The organism is Citrobacter sp. Cpa228, from assembly GCF_030333085.1.
GTDB lineage: Bacteria > Pseudomonadota > Gammaproteobacteria > Enterobacterales > Enterobacteriaceae > Citrobacter > Citrobacter pasteurii.
The window spans coordinates 119721-136405 of the sequence record NZ_JAOWGQ010000054.1 but is presented as its reverse complement, the minus strand read 5'-3'; the positions used below and the strand labels follow the sequence as shown (position 1 = coordinate 136405).

Genomic DNA, 16685 nt, shown 5'->3' with positions numbered 1-16685 from the left:
CCTCTGCTCAACTGATGAGCTGGGGCGGTGCGAAAATCTCCTCAACCATCGCATCAACCAGCCGCTTCGCCGAACACAGTCTCGGCATCCCCAACGCCACATTCTGCCAACGCTGCGTCACCGACCAGCTCACCGGATGGCGCTGTGCATCGCACCAGTCACCCAGCCAACTCAGCAGATCGTTATGTTCGCTCGCCCCCCCAACTGCAGGTGAACTCAGCCATTGATGATAATAATGGCGCGTAGTAGGTGCCGCATTCACGCTATGTGCCAGTGTCTGGGCAGCCATCGTGCGTAAATTGTCTTTTAGCATCGACACAACATCGGCATTCGCCAGCCGACAGGCATCACCAAAGGCGCCCCAGCGCAGTTCCTCCAGCGCCACAAAGCAGCGTCCGGGTAATGACCAGCCGTCATACGCGCCAGCCCGCCAGCGAGTAAAAATCTGTTCACTGTGTTCGCCTGCCTGCACGGTCAGCCCACGTTGCGTCAGCGCTTTCTCTTTATATGCGCTACGTTGGGCAAACACGTCAGCCAGTGAAATTAATTGCTGCATCACGCCGGGAGTTGATTGTCCGCGTGGCTGCTCAGTTTGTTGTAAGAGCACCAGTCGCTCGGCAATACGTACCAGCGCCAGATGGCCAGGATCGATAGTGCCCGCCAGCTTTTCCACCAGCTTAAGCCGCATCACCAGGTGTTCGCTGGATACCCCCGCCATCCCCCACGCCCGCAGCTGCGTCTGGGATAACACTTCCTGCGTCAGGCGCGCACGCAACCGCTGCTGCTGCTGCAGAAAACCGCCGGAACGTTTGGTTTCATCTCCCTGAACCAGATCGACCATAAACTTCGGGTAGACGCACTCCAGCGTCCGCCCTGGGCCTTCCAGTAACACGTTAGTCATGTATGCTCGGTTGCAAAAAGGGTGTGGATATCGTCACGCAGCAAGCGGGAATCTTCATAAATCCATGCCGCCGTCGTAATACGATGCTGCAATTGTTCATTCATTGCATTCACCGCCGATTCATTTTGCTGGCGCAGGGTCAGACTCTCGCGCAGGCTCGCCTGCAATTGCGTCAGACACAGTGAAAAATCAGCAAAAAACGTGGCCATGCCTGCCGTAACGGAAATATCGACCTGAGCAACTAAAGCTTTACGAATTTGTTGGCAAAACTGAGTGACGTAATGGACAAGATTCTTGTGCAACGCGCCCATATCAATGAGGTAACGCGTTTTTGTTTCGACGTAATCATTCCATCCCCAGTTGGGTTGATTCAACCAACGTGAGAACGTATCACGCACAACACCGCCGGTGGACGGGGCATTATCAGCAGGGATATCCTGTTCAATAGCCTCGTTAAACAACTGACGGGTATTGAAATTAAACATCGCCGCATGAAAGGCTGGAAAACGGATCCGCGCCCGAAATCCAGCATGATTCAGATCGTCTTTCACCCGCTGCTCAATAGGCCGCATAGCGTCATTCAGCGCCCGGGATAACGTCGATTCAAGCGCCTCAAAACGCAGCGCCAGGTCCCGGCTGATACTCTCCTGCGCCGCCAGCAGGACAACCTCACAGGAGGAGCGAATTTTATCTAACACAATTTTCGCTTGCCCCTCGTCATGCAACACCAGCATATCACCGGCCATTTCCGCCGTCGTAATGGCAGCGCCCATGCCATGTTGTGACATCATCAGCACGTTTTCTTTCACAAAGAACGAGTTGATACTGTACAGAATCTCGGTCTGCTGCTGATTGAGATAGCCGGCAGCAGCCTCCAGCGCCAGCTCAACTTCGTGACTGACCTCGTCGCCCACCCGCGCCTGGCTTCTCTGCAACTGTTGCATGTCATCTTCAATATGCGCGATGTTCATCTGTAACTGCTCATAGGCTACGGTTAAGCCGTGGGCGCGAAACTCCAGATACTCGTGTGCGCTTTGCGAATAGTTCAATAGCTTGTGCGATGCCGAACGGAGCGCATACAGTGAGGCATTGGCGTAGGCTGCATGGATCACTTTCTGAATCGGTTGTTCAAACAGTGAGTCTTCCCAAAGCAGATCGGCGGCATGACGAATATGTTCTTTATCATCAAGATCGGTGGTACGCCAGCGCCTGCCGAGTGCCGCTTCGGCAAAGTCCTGGACCCAGCGCTGCTCCTGATGATCCGGCAAGCGCCCATTATTCACGAGTTCATGACGTGCCCTGTTGGCCAGATATCCCCACATTGAGGAGACCGGATAAATACGTTCAGGCGTAATACCGCCTTTCATCAACGTGCCGGAAATTAACGCCCGCACCTGCTCTTCATCATCGCTGTTGCGGTCTTTCTGATCGAATTTGTTAACCAGTGCATACAGCGGTACTGACTTGCCAACCGCCATAATGGCCTGACGGACTTCCTCATCCGAAATCGACTTCAGTTGGGTATAATCCATCACCGCCAGTACCGCGGAAGCCCGCGCCAGCTGTTCATTGAGCATTTGCTGTAAGTGTGGCTGCCCGGCCTCATTCGGCCCGGGAGTATCCAGCAGCGTCAATTGTCCCGGATAACTTGCCAGCCCGGCCAGATGCACGAACTCAACCTCAATAACCGGAATATGCTCAATTGCAGCATAGGCGGCAAACGGAAACTCCACCTCCAGCGCTTTAGATAAACGCACCAGATCGTTCAGGCTCTTGAGAAAATAGAAAATAGGCTGTGCGCCAAGGTAATACCGTTCAAATGCCACGCCGTTTTCAATATGTTGGAGCAGGGCATTCATATCCTTATCTATTTCCAGCGTCTGAGCCAGACGCTGACGATCGCATCCCCGCACGCGCTGCTGTAATATTTTCATTAAGGCGTCAATTGGCGCGACATGCAAAAAATGCAGCACCGGCTCTTTCTGTCCCGGTGTATGGCGGATAAGGGTTGGTAACGCCGTCATCGGTCGATTACGATTAGGTAAAACCTCAGTTCCGACAATCGCGTTAATCGTTGTCGACTTTCCCGCCTTCATCGTACCGACGATCGCCAGAACCATTTCCAGACGGGTAATCTTTCGCAGTTCATTGTTAAGCGTTGCCTGCTGGACATCCATGCCACGCGCGCTGAAATGCAGGGGCTGAACAACCTGTCCGCTATGCTCTCCTTTTTTCAGCATGACATCATTCGCCGAGGTCATTGGCAATTTCTGCAATTGCCTGAGATGTTCAAGAGAGAGCATCAGTAAGCGTTCAGCTTCCTGACTTAATTCATAAATTGTCTGTGTGTACATGGAAAATCTTTCCTTAACGCAAATAGCATTACTTTTATTTAGCCAAATCGTTTTATTTATAGATCTTCGGCTTTTATAATTACGTGTGGAAATAATTAAAATTAAAACAACCAGCTGATATTATTAAAATAAAATTTATCGTATGACTGCTGGCCTGATGCCTCTCACTTACTATGTTAAGTAAGAAAGATAAACAGAGTAGTTCAGTTTTAAAAAATGCCAGCTTAATTCCCCTACCAAATTTAAGGGGATCGCAAAGTATTCACTCACAATGACTTAGCTAGTCTGTAAGCCATGCTACCTATGAATATCGGGTGTTTCGCCTCACCTTATCTTAAATAACTAAACGTAGCAATTTCCCTTAAAAAATATTCCTTCTGGTTTTCATAGACGTGAAAGCAACCTGACGCTACAACAGATAGTTGGGCATAATTGGCCTGTAGCCCCGACAAAAGCAGGGATTTTATGTATAATTGCGGCCTTTTTCGGCAATCTGCCAATTTTGGGCGCTTTTGCCCCTGCTGACTTTTGAGGAAATCCACATGTCATTACCACACTGCCCACAATGCAACTCCGAATACACTTACGAAGATAACGGCATGTTCATCTGCCCGGAATGCGCTCACGAATGGAACGACGCTGAACCCGCTCAGGACAGCGACGAACTGATCGTTAAAGATGCTAACGGCAACCTGCTCGCCGATGGCGACAGCGTTACCGTAGTAAAAGATCTGAAGGTAAAAGGTAGCTCTTCCATGCTGAAGATCGGAACCAAAGTAAAAAACATTCGTCTGGTTGAAGGCGACCACAACATCGATTGCAAAATTGATGGCTTTGGCCCAATGAAGCTGAAATCTGAGTTTGTGAAAAAGAACTGATTTAACCTGCCTGATGGCGCTGCGCTTATCAGGCCTACACCAGTTCATTTGTCAGGCGGGAAGCCCATACTTCCCGCCTGGTTTATTTTTGCACACGGCATCTACACTTAACTGGTTTCTTTTACCTGAGGTAAAGATCATGCCGTTAAGTCCCTACATCTCCTTTGCAGGCAACTGCGCTGACGCCATCGCCTATTATCAACAGGCGTTAGGTGCCGAACTGCTCTACAAAATCAACTTCGGTGAAATGCCCAAATCGGCGCAGGACAGCGAAGAAGGTTGCCCTTCCGGAATGAAATTCCCCGATACCGCCATCGCCCACGCCAACCTGCGCGTTGCAGGCAGCGACATCATGATGAGTGATAGCGCCCCCGATGGAAATGCCCACTACTCTGGCTTTACGCTGGTGCTCGACACGCAAAACGTCGACGAAGGTAAACGCTGGTTTGATAACCTGGCAGCAAACGGAAAAATCGAAATGGACTGGCAGGAAACCTTCTGGGCCCACGGTTTCGGTAAAGTAAGCGACCAGTATGGCGTGCCGTGGATGATCAACGTCGTCAAACAGCAGCAGCCGCTATCCGAGTAATCCAACGGGAGGCAAGCCCTCCCGTACTGTCATCAAATATCGCTCAACTCTTCATCACTAAGTAACCTTCCTTTAACGAAAACGTCACATTAATCCGCCACGATGGGGCCACTTTTTTAGGGAGGCCGCAGCATGCAAACGGTTATTCGCGTCGAGAAACTCTCCAAATCCTTCAATCAACATCAGGCGCTTAATGCGGTTGATCTGAATATCTGTGCCGGTGAGATGGTGGCTCTGCTTGGGCCGTCCGGCTCCGGCAAATCCACCCTTTTACGTCATTTAAGCGGTTTGATCGTCGGTGATAAATCACCTGGTAGCCATGTCGAACTGCTGGGTCGCACCGTTCAACATGAAGGCCGCCTGGCGCGCGATATCCGCAAAAGCCGCGCCCACACCGGCTACATCTTCCAACAGTTCAATTTGGTGAACCGCCTGACGGTGCTGGAGAACGTCCTGATTGGCGCACTCGGCAGTACGCCGTTCTGGCGTACCTGTTTTAGCTGGTTTACCGCTGAGCAGAAACAGCGTGCATTGCAGGCGTTAACCCGCGTCGGCATGGCGCACTTTGCATACCAACGCGTTTCCACGCTTTCGGGCGGACAACAGCAGCGCGTCGCGATTGCCCGCGCGCTGATGCAGCAGGCCAAAGTAATCCTTGCCGACGAGCCGATTGCTTCGCTGGATCCGGAATCCGCGCGCATCGTGATGGACACCCTGCGCGACATCAACCAGACCGACGGCATCACCGTGGTCGTCACGCTGCATCAGGTGGATTACGCCCTGCGCTACTGCGAACGCATTGTCGCGCTGCGCCAGGGCAACGTCTTCTTTGATGGCAGCAGCCAGCATTTTGACAACGACCGTTTTGACCATCTCTACCGCAGCATGAACCGCGTCGAACAGAACGCGCAGGCTGCCTGACATCCCCACAATGAGGAATGGAAATGAGCTATAAGACCGTTGCCGCGCTGGCTTTTACCAGCATGTTTAGTCTCAGCACACTGCTCACCCCGGCCCATGCCGAAGAGCAAGAAAAAGCGCTGAACTTTGGCATTATTTCGACCGAATCACAGCAAAACCTGAAGCCGCAGTGGGAACCGTTCCTGAAGGACATGGAAAAATCGCTGGGCGTGAAAGTAAACGCCTTCTTCGCCCCGGACTACGCCGGGATCATCCAGGGCATGCGCTTTAACAAAGTCGATATCGCCTGGTACGGCAACCTCTCAGCAATGGAAGCGGTGGATCGCGCCAACGGACAAGTGTTTGCCCAGACCGTGGCCGCCGACGGATCCCCGGGTTACTGGAGCGTGTTGATCGTTAACAAAGACAGTCCGATCAACAACCTGAACGATCTGATCGCCAAACGTAAGGATCTGACCTTCGGCAACGGCGATCCCAACTCCACCTCTGGCTACCTCGTCCCCGGTTACTACGTCTTCGCCAAAAACAACATCTCCGCCAGCGACTTCAAACGCACCGTTAACGCCGGGCACGAAACCAACGCCCTGGCCGTCGCCAACAAACAGGTGGATGTGGCTACCAACAACACCGAAAACCTCGACAAGCTGAAAACCTCCGCACCGGACAAGCTGAAAGAGTTGAAGGTTATCTGGAAGTCACCGCTGATCCCGGGCGATCCGATCGTCTGGCGTAAGAACCTCTCTGAAGCCACCAAGGACAAGGTGTACGACTTCTTCATGAATTACGGCAAAACGCCGGAACAGAAAACCGTACTGGAACGCCTGGGATGGGCGCCGTTCCGTGCCTCCAGCGACTTACAACTGGTGCCGATTCGCCAACTGGCGCTGTTTAAAGAGATGCAGGGCGTGAAGGACAACAAAGGGCTGAACGAGGAAGAGAAAACCAGCAAAACCTCGGCGCTGAAAGCACAGCTCGACGACCTGGACCGTCTGACCGCCGCCCTGGGCGCCATGACCAGCGTCAGCAAAGCGGTGCAATAACCCTGATGCCCGGTGGCGCTTCGCTTACCGGGCCTACGATGTTTTGTAGGCCGGATAAGGCACCTGCGCCGCCATCCGGCAATAACCGATGCACGGAGCCAAACATGCAAACCATCACCGTTGCCCCGCCCAAGCGTAGCTGGTTCTCACTACTGAGCTGGGCCATTCTTCTCGCCGTGCTGGTGGTCTCGTGGAAAGGTGCCGAAATGGCCCCGCTCACGCTGATCGAGGATTCCGGCAATATGGCAACCTTCGCTGCCGACTTCTTCCCGCCGGATTTCAGTCAGTGGCAGGACTATCTCGGTGAAATGGCCGTCACGCTGCAAATCGCCGTCTGGGGTACCGCCCTCGCCGTGGTGTTGTCGATTCCCTTCGGTCTGATGTGCGCCGATAACCTCGTGCCGTGGTGGATTTACCAGCCGATGCGTCGCCTGATGGATGCCTGTCGCGCCATCAATGAAATGGTCTTCGCCATGCTGTTCGTGGTCGCCGTCGGTTTAGGTCCGTTCGCCGGAGTGATGGCGCTGTTTATCCACACCACCGGGGTACTCTCCAAGCTACTTTCCGAAGCGGTAGAAGCCATTGAACCTGGTCCGGTAGAAGGTATTCGCGCCACCGGAGCTAACAAAATTGAAGAGATTCTGTACGGCGTTCTGCCACAGGTCATGCCGCTGCTTATCTCCTACTCGCTGTATCGCTTTGAATCCAACGTTCGTTCCGCCACGGTAGTCGGTATGGTCGGCGCAGGCGGCATTGGCGTGACCTTATGGGAGGCGATTCGCGGCTTTCAGTTCCAGCAAACCTGCGCCCTGATGGTGTTAATCATCGTCACCGTCAGCCTACTGGATTTCCTTTCCCAGCGTTTGCGTAAGCACTTTATCTGATTAGCGAGGCATTGATTGCTATGCACTTGTCTACACATCCGACCAGTTATCCAACGCGTTATCAGGAAATTGCCGCGAGACTTGAGCAGGAGCTTCGTCAACATTATCGCTGCGGTGACTATCTGCCCGCCGAGCATCAACTGGCCGCGCGTTTTGATGTTAACCGCCACACCCTGCGCCGCGCCATTGACCAACTGGTTGAGCGCGGCTGGGTTCAGCGTCGCCAGGGAGTCGGCGTGCTGGTGCTGATGCGCCCGTTCGATTACCCGCTTAATGCCCAGGCACGCTTTAGTCAGAACCTGCTGGACCAGGGCAGCCACCCCACCAGTGAAAAACTGCTGGCGGTGCTGCGTCCGGCCTCCAGCCACATTGCCGATGCGCTCAGCATTAACGAGGGCGATAACGTGATTCACCTGCGCACCCTGCGCCGGGTAAACGGCATCGCACTGTGTCAGATCGACCACTATTTTTCCGACCTCACGCTGTGGCCGCTGCTGCAGGGCTTTAACAGCGGCTCACTGCACGACTACCTGCGCGAACAATCCGGTCTGACGCTCCTGCGTACGCAGACGCGCATCAGCGCCCGCCGCGCTCAGGCCAAAGAGAGCAAGGTGCTGGAAATCCCCAACATGGCGCCGCTGCTGTGCGTGCGCACTCTGAACCACCGTGAAGGCGAAGAACAGGCGGCGGAATATTCCGTCAGCCTGACCCGCGCCGACATGATCGAATTCACCATGGAGCACTGAATGCATTTCGATACCGCCACTCGCCAGCGTTGGATGCGCGCGCTGGCTTACAGCAATGCCGATGCCCTGAATGCGCGTATCAAGGCGCTCAAACTAACGCCGGACTATGAGCTTATTCGCGCCCCGGAAAGCGGACTGATGCAGATCCAGGCCCGTATGGGCGGCACCGGTAATCGCTTCTTTGCTGGCGACACCACGCTTACCCGCGCGGTTATTCGCCTGAAAAGCGGGACGCTGGGCTACAGCTACCTGCTGGGTCGCAATAAACAACACGCCGAGCAGTGTGCGGTCATTGACGCATTGCTGCAGGAACAAACGCATTTCCAGAACCTAATGGAAACCTTAATTGCCCCGCTGGAAGCGGAACGCGAGGCGCTGATTAGCGCCCGCCGTGCCGAAGTCAACGCCAGCCGGGTCGACTTCTTCACGCTGGTACGCGGAGATAACGCATGACACGATCTACGGCACTTCTAACCGCTTTTAATTTACCCGTTCAGGATGCTCAGCAGAGCTTTCGTCGTCTGCTGAAGGCCATGAGTGAACCGGGCGTCATCGTCGCCCTGCATCAGCTGAAACACGGCTGGCAGCCACTGGGTCTGGCAACCACTAGCGCGCTGCTGACCCTGGCCGACGGCGACACGCCGGTCTGGCTGGCGCCGTCGATGGATAACGATATCTCCCGGCAGAACCTGCGTTTTCACACCAGCGCGCCGCTGGTGGATCAGCCCCAGTTGGCTGCCTTTGCCGTCGCCGACGAACGTATCAGCAGCGAACAGCTAAACGCCCTCTCTGCCGGTTCCGCCGTCGCACCAGAAACCAGCGCCACGCTGATTGTGCAGGTTGCAGGTTTAAGCGGTGGACGCATGCTGCGTCTGACCGGGGCGGGTATCGCCGAAGAACGCATGATCGCGCCACAGCTGCCGGAATGCCTGATCCACGAGCTCACCGAACGTCCGCACCCGTTCCCGCTGGGAGTCGATCTGATCCTTACCTGTGGCGAACGCCTGCTGGCCATCCCGCGAACCACTCATGTGGAGGTGTGCTGATGTACGTCGCCGTCAAAGGGGGCGAAAAGGCGATAGCCAACGCCCATGCACTGCAGGAAAACCGACGCCGGGGCGATCAGACCATTGCTGAACTGAGCGTGGCACAAATCGAACAGCAGATGAACCTGGCCGTCGACCGGGTGATGACCGAAGGCGGCATCGCCGATCGCGAACTGGCGGCACTGGCGCTCAAACAGGCCAGCGGCGATAACGTCGAGGCCATCTTTTTGCTCCGCGCTTACCGCACTACGCTGGCAAAGGTCGCTGTCAGCGAACCGGTTAACAGCGCAGAAATGCGCCTCGAACGGCGTATTTCCGCTGTCTATAAGGATATTCCCGGCGGGCAGTTGTTGGGTCCAACCTACGACTACACCCATCGTCTGCTGGATTTTACCCTGCTGGCCAATGGCGAAACCCCGCCTTTGCGCAGCGCAGACGGCGCGCAGGATGCCTCCCCGCACATCTTTTCCCTGCTGACGAATCAGGGACTGGCAAAGCGCGAAGAGGACGACGACGCTCAACCCGATGACATCACCCGCACGCCGCCGGTTTACCCCTGTTCACGCGCTTCACGCCTGCAGCAGTTGATGCGCGGCGACGAGGGATATCTGCTGGCGCTGGCCTACTCCACCCAGCGCGGCTACGGGCGCAATCATCCGTTTGCCGCCGAAATCCGCAGCGGCTATGTGGCACTGGAAACCGTCCCGGAAGAGCTGGGATTTGCGGTGAACGTCGGCGAACTGTTGATGACTGAATGCGAAATGGTCAACGGTTTTGTCGCGCCAGCAAATGAATCCCCCCATTTTACCCGCGGCTACGGGCTGGTGTTCGGTATGAGCGAACGTAAAGCGATGGCGATGGCGCTGGTGGACCGCGCCCTACAGGCAGCCGAATACGATGAAACGGTCACCGGACCGGCACAGGACGAAGAGTTCGTGCTGGCGCATGCGGATAACGTCGAGGCGGCGGGTTTTGTTTCGCACCTCAAACTTCCCCATTACGTCGATTTCCAGGCCGAACTGGAACTGCTCAAACGCCTGCAACAGGAGGCCACCCGTGACCACTAACCTCTCCGGCTACAACTTTGCCTATCTTGATGAGCAGACCAAACGCATGATCCGCCGCGCAATTCTGAAAGCGGTGGCGATCCCCGGTTACCAGGTACCATTTGGCGGACGAGAAATGCCGATGCCCTACGGTTGGGGGACGGGCGGCATTCAGCTCACTGCTAGCGTGATTGGCGAGCCGGACGTACTGAAGGTGATTGACCAGGGCGCGGATGACACCACTAACGCCGTGTCGATTCGCAACTTCTTCAAACGCGTAACCGGGGTCAATACCACCGAGCGTACGGAAGACGCCACGCTGATCCAGACCCGCCATCGCATCCCGGAGACGCCGCTGGTGGAAGATCAAATAATCATCTTCCAGGTACCGATCCCCGAGCCGCTGCGCTTTATCGAACCGCGTGAAACGGAAACCCGCACCATGCACGCGCTGGAAGAGTACGGCATCATGCAGGTGAAACTGTATGAAGATATCGCCCGCTTCGGCCATATCGCCACCACTTATGCCTATCCGGTGAAGGTCAATGACCGCTACGTCATGGATCCGTCGCCCATCCCGAAATTCGACAACCCGAAGATGGACATGATGCCGGCCCTGCAACTGTTTGGCGCAGGCCGCGAAAAGCGCATCTATGCCGTGCCACCTTACACCCGCGTGGAAAGCCTCGATTTCGACGATCACCCGTTTACTGTGCAGAGCTGGGATGAACCCTGTGCCATTTGTGGCTCAACCCACAGCTATCTCGATGAAGTGGTGCTCGATGACACCGGCAAACGCATGTTTGTCTGCTCCGACACCGACTACTGCCGCCAACAGAGCGAGGCCCTCAGCCAATGACGCAACCGCTGCTTTCAGTCAACAACCTGACCCATCTCTACGCGCCGGGCAAAGGCTTCAGCGATGTCTCTTTTGACCTGTGGCCTGGCGAAGTGCTGGGTATCGTCGGCGAGTCCGGCTCCGGCAAAACCACGCTGTTGAAATCGATCTCTTCACGGCTGACGCCGCAGAGCGGTGAGATTTTGTATCAGAACCGCTCGCTGTACGGCATGAACGAGGCCGATCGTCGCCGTCTGCTGCGCACCGAATGGGGCGTGGTGCATCAGCATCCGCTGGATGGCCTGCGCCGTCAGGTCTCCGCCGGCGGCAATATCGGCGAACGCCTGATGGCCACCGGCGCGCGTCATTACGGCGATATCCGCGCCACCGCACAGCGCTGGCTGGAGGCGGTGGAGATCACCGCCTCGCGTATCGACGACCTGCCAACCACCTTTTCCGGCGGTATGCAGCAACGTTTACAGATCGCCCGCAACCTCGTCACCCATCCCAAACTGGTATTTATGGACGAACCCACCGGTGGGCTGGACGTTTCCGTACAAGCCAAGCTGCTGGACCTGCTGCGCGGCCTGGTGGTGGAACTGGATCTGGCGGTGGTGATTGTCACCCACGATCTGGGCGTGGCGCGTCTGCTGGCAGACCGTTTGCTGGTGATGAAACAGGGTCAGGTGGTGGAAAGTGGGTTAACCGACCGCGTGCTCGACGACCCGCACCATCCGTACACCCAGTTGCTGGTGTCGTCCGTACTGCAGAACTGATTTTTTTGTTGTGCCCGATGGCGCTGCGCTTATCGGGCCTACCTGGATCGCACTTTTGTAGGCCGGATAAGGCGCAACCGCCATCCGGCAAAAAATCTCGAGGCAAAAATGATTCGCGTTGAAAACGTCAGTAAAACTTTTGTCCTGCATCAGCAAAACGGCGTGCGTCTGCCGGTGCTGCAAAACGCCACACTGGAAGTGAAAAATGGCGAATGCGTGGTGCTGCACGGTCATTCCGGCAGCGGTAAATCGACGCTGCTACGCTCGCTGTACGCCAACTACCTGCCGGATGAAGGACATATCCACATTCGCCACAGCGATGAATGGGTGGATCTGGTGCAGGCCCCGGCGCGCAAAGTGCTGGAAGTTCGCCGTTCAACCATCGGCTGGGTAAGCCAGTTTCTGCGCGTGATCCCACGGATTTCCGCGCTGGATGTGGTGATGCAACCGCTGCTGGATCTGGGCGTATCTCGTGAGGAATGTGCAGCCAAAGCCGCGAGCCTGCTCACCCGCCTGAATGTTCCTGAGCGCTTATGGCATCTCGCGCCATCAACCTTTTCCGGCGGCGAACAGCAACGCGTCAACATCGCCCGCGGATTCATCGTCGATTACCCCATTCTGCTGCTCGATGAGCCCACTGCCTCGCTGGACGCCAAAAACAGCGCCGCCGTCGTCGCATTGATTGAAGAAGCGAAAGCCCGCGGCGCGGCAATTGTCGGCATTTTTCACGATCAAACCGTGCGCGACCGCGTAGCGGATCGCCTGCACCTGATGGGAACAACAGCATGATTATCAACAATGTAAAGCTGGTGCTGGAAGATGACGTGGTGCAAGGATCGCTGGAAATTGAAGGCGGAACGATCCGCACTTTTGCCGAAAGCCAGAGCAGCTTGCCTGAAGCGCTGGACGGTGAAGGTGGCTGGCTGCTGCCTGGGCTTATTGAACTGCACACCGATAACCTCGACAAGTTCTTTACCCCACGCCCAAAAGTAGACTGGCCCGCCCACTCGGCGATGAGCAGCCACGATGCTTTAATGGTTGCCAGCGGTATTACCACCGTGCTGGACGCAGTGGCGATTGGCGATGTGCGCGACGGTGGCGACCGTCTGGAAAACCTGGAAAAAATGATCAATGCGGTGGAAGAGACGCAAAAGCGCGGGGTCAACCGTGCCGAACACCGCCTGCACTTGCGCTGTGAGCTACCGCATCACACCACCCTGCCGCTGTTTGAAAAGCTGGTTGGTCGTGAACCGGTGACGCTGGTGTCATTGATGGATCACTCGCCGGGTCAGCGTCAGTTCGCCAATCGTGAGAAGTACCGCGAGTATTATCAGGGCAAGTATTCACTCACCGACGAACAAATGGCCCGCTACGAAGAAGAACAGTTAGCGCTGGCTGCGCGTTGGTCGCAGCCTAACCGCACGGCCATTGCCCAGATGTGTCGCGAACGGCAGATTGCACTGGCGAGCCACGATGACGCCACCCACGATCATGTCCTTGAATCGCATCAACTTGGCAGCGTGATCGCCGAATTTCCCACGACTTTCGAAGCCGCCGAAGCCTCACGCCGGCATGGCATGAACGTGCTAATGGGCGCGCCAAATATCGTGCGAGGCGGTTCGCACTCCGGCAACGTAGCAGCCCATAAGCTGGCCGAACTGGGGCTGCTGGATATCCTCTCTTCTGATTACTACCCCGCCAGCCTGCTCGATGCAGCATTTCGTGTGGCAGATGACGACGCCAACCACTTTACGCTGCCACAGGCCATTCGTCTGGTGACCCGCAATCCGGCGCGGGCGTTGAATCTTGACGACCGTGGCGTGGTTGCCGAAGGAAAACGCGCGGATCTGGTGCTGGCACACCGCAAAGGCGGAAACATCCATATCGACCACGTCTGGCGTCAGGGCAAAAGGGTATTCTGACTATGGGTAAACTGATCTGGCTGATGGGGCCGTCCGGCTCCGGTAAGGACAGTCTGCTGGCAGAATTGCGCCAGCAGGAACCGGCACAACTGCTGGTGGCGCATCGCTACATCACCCGGGCGGCCAATGCCGGGAATGAAAATCATATTGCGCTAAGTGAACCAGAGTTTTTTACCCGCGCCGGGCAGAACCTGCTGGCGCTGAGCTGGCATGCCAACGGTCTGTACTACGGCGTCGGCGTGGAGATTGACCTCTGGCTGCATGCTGGTTTTGATGTGGTGGTCAACGGTTCACGCGCCCATCTGCCGCAGGCGCAATCACGCTATGGCACGGCTTTAATGCCTATCTGCTTACAGGTTTCTCCGGCAATTTTACGCCAACGCCTGCAGTCACGCGGACGGGAGAGCGAAACGGAAATCGCCGCCCGCCTTGAACGCGCAGCGCGCTATGCGCCGTATGACTGCCACGTCCTGAATAACGATGGTAGTTTGCTACAGTCTGTCGATACACTGCTCGCACTGATGGGACGCAAGGAGAAGAAACATGTCTGTCTGTGAATTACGCCGCGCCACGCTGTACGATACCGATGCGGTTTATGCGCTCATCTGCGAGTTGAAGCAGGGTCAATTTGACCTGCAGGCTTTTAGCGCTGGTTACGCCGCTAATCTGCAAGATGCCAATATGCACTACCAGCTGGCGCTGCTCGACGGACAGGTCATCGGATTGATCGGTCTGCATTTGCAGTTTCATCTGCACCACGCTAACTGGATTGGTGAGATTCAGGAACTGGTAGTGATGCCGCAGGCGCGGGGGTTAAAGGTAGGCAGCCAGTTGCTGACCTGGGCCGAAGCCACCGCGCGAGAAGCGGGCGCGGAAATGACCGAACTTTCCACCAGCACGCAGCGCCTTGATGCGCATCGTTTTTACCGCCGCGAAGGTTATACGCAGAGCCATTTTCGCTTTACCAAGCCGTTGTAGGGGGATGCGATGAGTCTGACCATTACGCTTACAGGAACCGGCGGCGCACAGTTGGTACCGGCTTTTGGCTGCAACTGTGCCGCCTGCCAACGAGCACGTTTACAGGCGCAATACCGCCGACGCCCCTGCAGTGGCGTGGTCAAATTCAATAATGCGGTGACGCTGCTGGACGCAGGGATCCCCCATCTGATGGACGACTGGCCGGTAGGCAGTTTCCAGCAGTTCCTGCTCACTCACTATCATATGGATCATGTACAGGGACTGTTTCCGCTGCGCTGGGGGGTGGGAAAAACGATCCCGGTGTACGGCCCACCGGATGAACTGGGCTGCGACGATCTGTTTAAGCACCCCGGTATTCTCGATTTTAGCCAGACCGTCGCGCCGTTTGAGGTGTTCGATTTGCAGGGGTTGCAGGTGACTCCTTTACCACTCAACCATTCTAAGCTGACGTTCGGCTATCTACTGGAGACCGCGCACAGCCGCGTGGCATGGCTCTCTGATACTGCCGGACTGCCCGACAAAACGCTGAAGTTTCTCCACAATAACCAACCTCAAGTGATTATCATCGACTGCAGCCATGCCCCGCGCAGCGAGCCACCGCGCAATCACTGCGATCTGAATACCGTTATCGCCTTGAACGAGGTTATCCGTTGCCCACGGGTGATCCTGACCCATATCAGCCACCAGTTCGACCTGTGGATGATGGATAACCCGCTACCCGCAGGGTTTGAGGCCGGGTATGACGGAATGAAGATTGTGCTGGGGTAATTTCCCGGACAATAAGACTTGTTAACAGATCTCTTAAATCCTATATTAAGACCAGTTAAATGGTCTTCAGGAGCGATTATGCCGCATATTATTTTAAGCGATACCACCGCGAGCGTGAGTGAGCTGAAAAAGAACCCGATGGCGACTGTGAGCGCAGGAGATGGGTTTCCGGTCGCAATCCTGAACCGTAACCAGCCCGCCTTTTATTGCGTGCCAGCGGAGCTTTACGAAAAAATGCTTGATGCACTGGACGATCAGCAACTGGTTAAATTAGTCCATGAACGTAGCCAACAACCCCTGGTGGATGTGGATCTGGACAGCTTTTTATGAGTTATACGGTAAAGTTCAGGGAAGATGCGCTGAAAGAATGGCAAAAACTTGATACAGCCATTCAGCAGCAGTTTGCCAAAAAACTAAAGAAATGCTGTGAAAACCCGCATGTCCCCTCAGCAAAGCTCAGGGGAATAAAGGATTGCTACAAAATCAAACTACGAACATCAGGGTTTCGTCTTGTTTATCAAGTTATTGACGACACTCTGGTCATCGCTGTCGTTGCCGTCGGTAAACGCGAGCGCAGTGAAGTCTATAACCTTGCCAGCGAAAGATTGCGCTAACGGTCGTAATCTTCTTCCATTCTGCGCTCTTCATCTTCTAACTGACGCCGTTCCCGATCGAGCTGGCGCTGACGCTCATCCAGTTGTCGACGCCGGTCTTCAAACTGACGTCGCCGGTCATCATACTGCCTGCGCCGATCGTCACTCATCTGGCGTTCCCAGCCACTGTCGCGGGCGTCGTCGTAATCCCGCCCGTTATCGGGTTTGTATGCGTCGTTAATCGCCTGCTGAATATTGCCGATGGCGTCATCGATAATATCGGCCTGCGCCGAAACAGTGGTCACCATTAGCAGACTGAAAAGAAAGAATGTCAGGGAGCGTTGCATCAAACCCGCCTCATCAAGAAACTCACCCCACGGTAATCAAAGCGTATTCGCGCGGGTA

Annotated in this window: 21 protein-coding genes; 18 read left to right on the top strand and 3 right to left on the bottom strand. The window is 55.5% G+C overall.

What is annotated here, in order from left to right; genetic code table 11:
* Positions 1–7: 7 nt before the first annotated feature.
* Entirely contained in the window at positions 8–901 is an 894-nt protein-coding gene (locus OGX91_RS18270; RefSeq protein ID WP_286627122.1) for a diguanylate cyclase regulator RdcB family protein, read from the bottom strand.
* The gene (crfC, locus tag OGX91_RS18265) at positions 898–3255 is read right to left on the bottom strand and encodes a clamp-binding protein CrfC (RefSeq protein ID WP_005132503.1); all 2358 of its coding nucleotides are present in this window, start codon (positions 3253–3255) and stop codon (positions 898–900) included. Before crfC ends, OGX91_RS18270 begins: the two co-directional genes overlap by 4 nt.
* A gap of 542 nt (positions 3256–3797) precedes the next feature.
* On the opposite strand from crfC, the gene OGX91_RS18260 reads away from it, so the two are divergent.
* The 18 genes from OGX91_RS18260 (at position 3798) to OGX91_RS18175 (ending at position 16301) form a co-directional block, all read left to right on the top strand.
* Positions 3798–4133, top strand: coding sequence for a zinc ribbon domain-containing protein YjdM (locus OGX91_RS18260; protein WP_003031835.1), 336 nt, complete (start codon positions 3798–3800; stop codon positions 4131–4133).
* A 139-nt stretch (positions 4134–4272) separates the two neighbouring features.
* On the top strand, positions 4273–4722 hold the full coding sequence (gene yjdN / locus OGX91_RS18255) for a VOC family metalloprotein YjdN (RefSeq protein ID WP_005132515.1): 450 nt from the start codon (positions 4273–4275) through the stop codon (positions 4720–4722).
* 132 nt (positions 4723–4854) lie between these two features.
* Entirely contained in the window at positions 4855–5643 is a 789-nt protein-coding gene (gene phnC, locus OGX91_RS18250; RefSeq protein ID WP_005132516.1) for a phosphonate ABC transporter ATP-binding protein, read from the top strand.
* Positions 5644–5666: 23 nt separating this feature from the next.
* On the top strand, positions 5667–6683 hold the full coding sequence (gene phnD, locus OGX91_RS18245) for a phosphonate ABC transporter substrate-binding protein (protein ID WP_005132518.1): 1017 nt from the start codon (positions 5667–5669) through the stop codon (positions 6681–6683).
* Positions 6684–6787: 104 nt separating this feature from the next.
* Positions 6788–7567, top strand: a complete 780-nt coding sequence (gene phnE, locus OGX91_RS18240) for a phosphonate ABC transporter, permease protein PhnE (RefSeq protein WP_003841119.1) — start codon at positions 6788–6790, stop codon at positions 7565–7567.
* A 20-nt stretch (positions 7568–7587) separates the two neighbouring features.
* Positions 7588–8313 carry a phosphonate metabolism transcriptional regulator PhnF gene (gene phnF / locus OGX91_RS18235; RefSeq protein WP_005132524.1) on the top strand — a complete coding sequence of 242 codons (726 nt, stop codon included), beginning with the start codon at positions 7588–7590 and terminating at the stop codon, positions 8311–8313.
* Positions 8314–8766, top strand: a complete 453-nt coding sequence (gene phnG, locus OGX91_RS18230) for a phosphonate C-P lyase system protein PhnG (RefSeq protein WP_048213880.1) — start codon at positions 8314–8316, stop codon at positions 8764–8766.
* Complete coding sequence (phnH, locus tag OGX91_RS18225; RefSeq protein WP_149692406.1) at positions 8763–9359, top strand: phosphonate C-P lyase system protein PhnH; 597 nt, start codon at positions 8763–8765, stop codon at positions 9357–9359. Before phnG ends, phnH begins: the two co-directional genes overlap by 4 nt.
* Positions 9359–10426, top strand: coding sequence for a carbon-phosphorus lyase complex subunit (locus tag OGX91_RS18220; RefSeq protein ID WP_286627118.1), 1068 nt, complete (start codon positions 9359–9361; stop codon positions 10424–10426). Before phnH ends, OGX91_RS18220 begins: the two co-directional genes overlap by 1 nt.
* A 46-nt stretch (positions 10427–10472) precedes the next feature.
* A complete protein-coding gene (gene phnJ, locus OGX91_RS18215) occupies positions 10473–11264 on the top strand; it encodes an alpha-D-ribose 1-methylphosphonate 5-phosphate C-P-lyase PhnJ (protein WP_230586357.1) in 792 nt (263 codons plus the stop codon).
* Positions 11261–12019, top strand: coding sequence for a phosphonate C-P lyase system protein PhnK (phnK, locus tag OGX91_RS18210; protein WP_149692408.1), 759 nt, complete (start codon positions 11261–11263; stop codon positions 12017–12019). The genes phnJ and phnK overlap by 4 nt, the downstream gene beginning before the upstream one ends.
* Positions 12020–12127: 108 nt before the next feature.
* Positions 12128–12808 carry a phosphonate C-P lyase system protein PhnL gene (gene phnL, locus OGX91_RS18205; protein ID WP_149692409.1) on the top strand — a complete coding sequence of 227 codons (681 nt, stop codon included), beginning with the start codon at positions 12128–12130 and terminating at the stop codon, positions 12806–12808.
* The gene (phnM, locus tag OGX91_RS18200; protein WP_005132539.1) at positions 12805–13941 is read left to right on the top strand and encodes an alpha-D-ribose 1-methylphosphonate 5-triphosphate diphosphatase; all 1137 of its coding nucleotides are present in this window, start codon (positions 12805–12807) and stop codon (positions 13939–13941) included. Before phnL ends, phnM begins: the two co-directional genes overlap by 4 nt.
* A gap of 2 nt (positions 13942–13943) precedes the next feature.
* Positions 13944–14498: a ribose 1,5-bisphosphokinase gene (gene phnN, locus OGX91_RS18195; RefSeq protein ID WP_005132540.1), complete on the top strand. Its 555-nt coding sequence runs from the start codon at positions 13944–13946 to the stop codon at positions 14496–14498.
* Positions 14485–14919: an aminoalkylphosphonate N-acetyltransferase gene (gene phnO / locus OGX91_RS18190; protein ID WP_199947627.1), complete on the top strand. Its 435-nt coding sequence runs from the start codon at positions 14485–14487 to the stop codon at positions 14917–14919. The genes phnN and phnO overlap by 14 nt, the downstream gene beginning before the upstream one ends.
* A gap of 9 nt (positions 14920–14928) precedes the next feature.
* Positions 14929–15687, top strand: coding sequence for a phosphonate metabolism protein PhnP (gene phnP, locus OGX91_RS18185; RefSeq protein WP_199947629.1), 759 nt, complete (start codon positions 14929–14931; stop codon positions 15685–15687).
* 78 nt (positions 15688–15765) lie between these two features.
* On the top strand, positions 15766–16017 hold the full coding sequence (locus OGX91_RS18180) for a type II toxin-antitoxin system Phd/YefM family antitoxin (protein WP_087879465.1): 252 nt from the start codon (positions 15766–15768) through the stop codon (positions 16015–16017).
* The gene (locus OGX91_RS18175) at positions 16014–16301 is read left to right on the top strand and encodes a type II toxin-antitoxin system RelE family toxin (protein WP_005132544.1); all 288 of its coding nucleotides are present in this window, start codon (positions 16014–16016) and stop codon (positions 16299–16301) included. The genes OGX91_RS18180 and OGX91_RS18175 overlap by 4 nt, the downstream gene beginning before the upstream one ends.
* Here OGX91_RS18175 and yjdP read toward each other — a convergent pair.
* Complete coding sequence (gene yjdP, locus OGX91_RS18170) at positions 16298–16627, bottom strand: DDRRRQL repeat protein YjdP (RefSeq protein ID WP_149692412.1); 330 nt, start codon at positions 16625–16627, stop codon at positions 16298–16300. The genes OGX91_RS18175 and yjdP overlap by 4 nt on opposite strands.
* Positions 16628–16685 lie beyond the last annotated feature (58 nt).

Coding starts and splice junctions, on each gene's coding strand:
- OGX91_RS18175 (WP_005132544.1), top strand. CDS start 16,014: ATGAGTTATACGGTAAAGTTCAGGGAAGATGCGCTGAAAGAATGGCAA.
- phnC (WP_005132516.1), top strand. CDS start 4,855: ATGCAAACGGTTATTCGCGTCGAGAAACTCTCCAAATCCTTCAATCAA.
- phnM (WP_005132539.1), top strand. CDS start 12,805: ATGATTATCAACAATGTAAAGCTGGTGCTGGAAGATGACGTGGTGCAA.
- phnJ (WP_230586357.1), top strand. CDS start 10,473: ATGATCCGCCGCGCAATTCTGAAAGCGGTGGCGATCCCCGGTTACCAG.
- phnF (WP_005132524.1), top strand. CDS start 7,588: ATGCACTTGTCTACACATCCGACCAGTTATCCAACGCGTTATCAGGAA.
- phnG (WP_048213880.1), top strand. CDS start 8,314: ATGCATTTCGATACCGCCACTCGCCAGCGTTGGATGCGCGCGCTGGCT.
- OGX91_RS18220 (WP_286627118.1), top strand. CDS start 9,359: ATGTACGTCGCCGTCAAAGGGGGCGAAAAGGCGATAGCCAACGCCCAT.
- yjdN (WP_005132515.1), top strand. CDS start 4,273: ATGCCGTTAAGTCCCTACATCTCCTTTGCAGGCAACTGCGCTGACGCC.
- phnH (WP_149692406.1), top strand. CDS start 8,763: ATGACACGATCTACGGCACTTCTAACCGCTTTTAATTTACCCGTTCAG.
- crfC (WP_005132503.1), bottom strand. CDS start 3,255: ATGTACACACAGACAATTTATGAATTAAGTCAGGAAGCTGAACGCTTA.
- phnL (WP_149692409.1), top strand. CDS start 12,128: ATGATTCGCGTTGAAAACGTCAGTAAAACTTTTGTCCTGCATCAGCAA.
- phnN (WP_005132540.1), top strand. CDS start 13,944: ATGGGTAAACTGATCTGGCTGATGGGGCCGTCCGGCTCCGGTAAGGAC.
- phnD (WP_005132518.1), top strand. CDS start 5,667: ATGAGCTATAAGACCGTTGCCGCGCTGGCTTTTACCAGCATGTTTAGT.
- phnO (WP_199947627.1), top strand. CDS start 14,485: ATGTCTGTCTGTGAATTACGCCGCGCCACGCTGTACGATACCGATGCG.
- OGX91_RS18270 (WP_286627122.1), bottom strand. CDS start 901: ATGACTAACGTGTTACTGGAAGGCCCAGGGCGGACGCTGGAGTGCGTC.
- yjdP (WP_149692412.1), bottom strand. CDS start 16,627: ATGCAACGCTCCCTGACATTCTTTCTTTTCAGTCTGCTAATGGTGACC.
- phnP (WP_199947629.1), top strand. CDS start 14,929: ATGAGTCTGACCATTACGCTTACAGGAACCGGCGGCGCACAGTTGGTA.
- phnE (WP_003841119.1), top strand. CDS start 6,788: ATGCAAACCATCACCGTTGCCCCGCCCAAGCGTAGCTGGTTCTCACTA.
- phnK (WP_149692408.1), top strand. CDS start 11,261: ATGACGCAACCGCTGCTTTCAGTCAACAACCTGACCCATCTCTACGCG.
- OGX91_RS18260 (WP_003031835.1), top strand. CDS start 3,798: ATGTCATTACCACACTGCCCACAATGCAACTCCGAATACACTTACGAA.
- OGX91_RS18180 (WP_087879465.1), top strand. CDS start 15,766: ATGCCGCATATTATTTTAAGCGATACCACCGCGAGCGTGAGTGAGCTG.